The 4078-nt window shown below is 53.8% G+C and carries 4 protein-coding genes; 2 read left to right on the forward strand and 2 right to left on the reverse strand.

Annotated elements, in window-relative coordinates:
* The coding region (locus HY913_08770) for a transporter (protein ID MBI4963357.1) at positions 1–549 on the forward strand (549 nt) is incomplete at its 5' end.
* A 149-nt stretch (positions 550–698) separates the two neighbouring features.
* Complete coding sequence (locus HY913_08775) at positions 699–2441, forward strand: FAD-dependent oxidoreductase (GenBank protein ID MBI4963358.1); 1743 nt, start codon at positions 699–701, stop codon at positions 2439–2441.
* A 207-nt stretch (positions 2442–2648) separates the two neighbouring features.
* Here HY913_08775 and HY913_08780 read toward each other — a convergent pair whose 3' ends face one another.
* Both HY913_08780 and HY913_08785 read right to left on the reverse strand, forming a co-directional pair.
* Positions 2649–3656 (reverse strand): SIR2 family protein, encoded by a 1008-nt coding sequence (locus HY913_08780; GenBank protein ID MBI4963359.1) that lies wholly within the window; start codon positions 3654–3656, stop codon positions 2649–2651.
* Between the two features lie 19 nt (positions 3657–3675).
* Positions 3676–3864 carry a hypothetical protein gene (locus tag HY913_08785; protein ID MBI4963360.1) on the reverse strand — a complete coding sequence of 63 codons (189 nt, stop codon included), beginning with the start codon at positions 3862–3864 and terminating at the stop codon, positions 3676–3678.
* Positions 3865–4078: the final 214 nt, after the last annotated feature.

The following is a 4078-nucleotide window of genomic DNA, read 5'->3' on the forward strand; positions in this document are numbered from 1 at the left end:
GACGGCCTGGGGGATACCACCCTCTATCTCAAATATCAATTCCAGGAAGAGACCGCGTCCCTCCCCACCTGCACCGCGCTCACCGGGTTCGGGTTCCCCACCGGCCACCACCGCCATCTTAATCCCTCGAATTTGAGAACGGATCTCTTGGGAACCGGCGCTTACACCTTCACCGCGGGGCTGAATCTCTCCAAATGGTACAGTCCCGTTTATCTTTACGCCAACCTATGGTACACCGTGCCCACCACCGCCACCGTGGACGGCGTGCACATTCACGATCGGGACCTGGTGACCCTGAATCTGGCTGCGGAATGGGTGCTTACCCACCAATGGGCGCTGCTCCTGGAGTTTTACAGCAACTGGCAGGCGGGAACCCTCCTGGGCCCCAAATCGCAACAGCCGGCCCAGGCCCTGCTGGGCATGGCGTGGGCGTTGGAATATAATTGGAATGACCGTTGGAGCTTCGCCGGGGGCCTGGCCGTGGACCTGGCCGGGAAAAATACGGTGTATAATTATACTCCCATTGTGACCTGTAAATATAATTTCTAAATATCGTGTATGCAGGTTGGAGGCGAGAGTAAGCAGTGAGCAGTGAGCAGTAAAAAATAAGGCCTCTTGGGGCACTCTCTTTTTACTGCTTACCGCTCACTTCCTGGCCCTCCTCCCGCCACCAGCTTCAACCTGCATAAGGAAACCCTATGGACAAACAACGTGTGGTCATCATCGGCGCGGTGGCTCTGGGGCCCAAGGTGGCCTGCCGCCTGAAGCGCCTGCGCCCGGAATTTGAAGTCACCATGGTGGACCAGGATGAGTATATTTCCTACGGCGGCTGCGGCATTCCCTATTATATCTCCGGCGACCTCAGCGATATCAAGGAGCTGATGTCCACCAGCTTTCACATGCTGCGCACCCCGGAGTTCTTCGAGGGCGCCAAGGACGTTAAGGTCATGACCCGCACCCGGGCCCTGGCCGTGGACCGGGAGGCCAAGTCGGTGCGGGTCCGCCGTCTGGACACGGGTCAGGAAGAGGACCTCCCCTACGATCGACTCGTTCTGGCCACCGGCAGCCGGGCCCGGCGGCTGGAAGTCCCCGGAGGGGACCTCCCCCAGGTGATGCGGGTCGCCAACTTGCGGGACGCCCTGACGGTGCGGGAGAAGATTTCCCAGGGCCAGGTGGGCAAAGCGGTGATCATCGGCGCTGGAGCTTTGGGTTTGGAAATGGCGGAGGCCCTGGGCGACCTCTGGGGCGTGGAGACCGCGCTGGTGGAGATCGCCCCCCAGGTCCTGCCCGGCGTTCTGGACCCGGGGCTGGCCCGCATGGTCATGAAAAACCTGGAAGACCATGACGTCACCGTACATTTGCAGGAAACCGTCCGGGAAATCCGCCCCGGCCAGGGGGAACACGCCCTCCAGGTGGTGACTTCGAGTCGCACCCTGGACGCGGACCTGGTGCTCACCTGTCTGGGAGTGATGCCTAATTCCCAACTCGCGGCGGCAGCAAACCTGGCCGTCTCTCCCCAAGCCCAAGGGGGGATCGTGGTCAACCCCAGGCTCCAGACCTCGGACCCGGACATCTATGCAGGCGGGGACTGCATTGAGAATACCCACCTGCTCACCGGCAAGCCGGTCTATTTTCCTTCCGGGTCCCTGGCCAACCGCCAGGGCCGGGTCATCGGCACCAACCTGGCGGGGGGCGCCGCCGCGTTTCCGGGCATTGTGGGCAGCTTCACCATGAAAATTTTCAATATGGCCGTGGCCGCCACCGGCCTCAGCCTGGCCGCAGCGCAAAGGGAAGGACTGGACGCGGTCTCCGCCCTGGTCATCCAGGCGGACCGGGCCCACTTCTACCCCGGCCAGGACCTGATGTACTTGCAACTGGTGGTGGAGCGCAAATCGCGGCGCGTCCTGGGGGCCCAGGGGCTGGGGAGCAACGGCGACGCCCTGGTGGGCCGGGTCAACAGCATTGCCGCGCTCCTCTCCCGGGGAGCCGCGCTCGACGACCTCTCCAACCTGGAATTGGCCTACTCCCCGCCCTTTGCCGCAGCCCTGGATATCGTCAACGCAACTGCCAACACCGCGGCCAATATCCTGGACGGCTACAACCGTACGGTGGATGTAGCTGAATTCGAAAAGTGTTTCCTGACGGAGCAGGCCGGGGACGTCCTCTGCCTGGACGTGCGAGGGGCCCAGAACGCCGCGCCCTACGTGGACCTGTTCGGGCCGCGCTGGCTCAATATCCCCCAGGAAACCCTGAAAGACCGCGTCGCCGAAATCCCGGCGGATAAACGCCTCATCGTCGTCTGCAACTCCGGAGTCCGCTCCTACGAAGCCCTGCGCCAACTGGAAACCGCGGGCCTGTGCAACGCCGTGAATCTGCAGGGCGGGGTGGCCGCGCTAAAAAAATCGGGGCTGTTGGCGGGGGGAGAGGAGGAGAGGGATTAGGGATTAGGGGTCAGGGGTCAGGGGGCAGGGATCAGGGGTCAGGGGGCAGGGATCAGGGGTTAGGGATTAGGGATCAGTGGCACAGGCGTCTCGCCTGTGGCCCTTGCCTTCCCCCTCTCAACCAGCATAAATTTTTTGTAGGGTGGGCGTCTCGCCCGCCATCCTCTTTAATCTTGCCTATAAACTTCCCTATGGCGGCTATTTTGCTTAATTTTCAAAATAACTGCCAATTATTTCTCTCCACGCATGCGACTCCGATTTGTTTTGTGGAAAAATGTCTAATAGTTTGTAGGGGAAATATCCAACTACCGCTCGGTGTATTATTCCGCCGTGTTCAATACTATTAAGTTTGTCAAAAAAAGCTAACTGATTAGATGGTGACATAACATATAATTTAAGGTTAAAATCATTTATAGAATCAGCAATTACTCCATTTATATGACGATCCATAAAACCATACCCAATGACAAACAATTTTCTATTTGGTTTAAATAATGCTTCTTTGAATAGACTAAAATACCAAGACAGTAATGGTTCTTCGGATATCAGGCGCTCCTTTTGCCTTCCTATAACATGCATGTGTGTACCAGCAGAACTTAACCATCCGAAGGAGCCATGCAGTTTGATATAATTTAGTGTCCTCGAAGAAATCAGGTTTATAGGATTAGCATTCAGATCATCATCTGTAGGGAGCTTTTTAAAATCATCATTTTCTAGAGGAAGCTGGATAATAGTTTTATGATTATCTGGTATTTTCGCAACACCTGGTATATTCAACCCCACCATAACGCTATTAAAATGTCTCTCTATGAAAAGATCCTGATTAAGGGTAAAAAATAATCCAGTCTCATGATTACCTACAAACCTTTCTATAAATCCATTAACACCATAAATATTAACGGGATATGGACTACCGCTACTGAATGTCCATTTTCTAACTATGTCGTCGAGTATCTTATAACTATCAATTATCGCCGTATTTATTGAAGCCTTCTCCTCATCAGTATAATTCCCATTAATAACTTGGTGATAGATCGATTCATAATTAAAATCAGTTTTAAGTAATTCCATCAGTCGAGTATGGTCTTGAACTCTCTTATTATTAAAAATCTTTGACCACATTTCTTCGGCAAGAAGTCCACCAAAATTCTTGGTGAATCCGGCGCCTGTAAATAAAATATTTTTGGCAAATTCACTTTGTCTTTTCATTTCCATTAACGACTTTTATATTTCTTTAAGCAAGATATTCCTCTAAAGGCAGGGAGGGCTCGGCCCGCCTCTGTTCGATGGTGGCGATGTCCAGCAGGTCCTCGACAAATTCCCGGTCTTGCAGCAACTTATGCACCACGAGTTGCTGCTCTTTCCGGGGCAGGCTCTTGAAGGCCAGCCAAAATACTTCCGCCTTCGCTTCTTCCGTAATCATCGAATTGTCCTCCCACTGTCCTTTATCTGGAACGGTGATTAAGGCACACAAAATTTTAACTACTTTGTTCCCATGTTAAATTATGGTTGGCAACCTGTCAAACTTATAGCCGATTAATGGTTCCCAGTGGTCCATTGCTTTTCTCTGACCACTGACCACTGACCACTGGCTACTATTCCTCAGCCGAACTGATAGTGCTTCCTGACGTCCTTGC

Source organism: Desulfomonile tiedjei (genome assembly GCA_016212925.1).
In the GTDB taxonomy this organism is placed as follows: domain Bacteria; phylum Desulfobacterota; class Desulfomonilia; order Desulfomonilales; family Desulfomonilaceae; genus JACRDF01.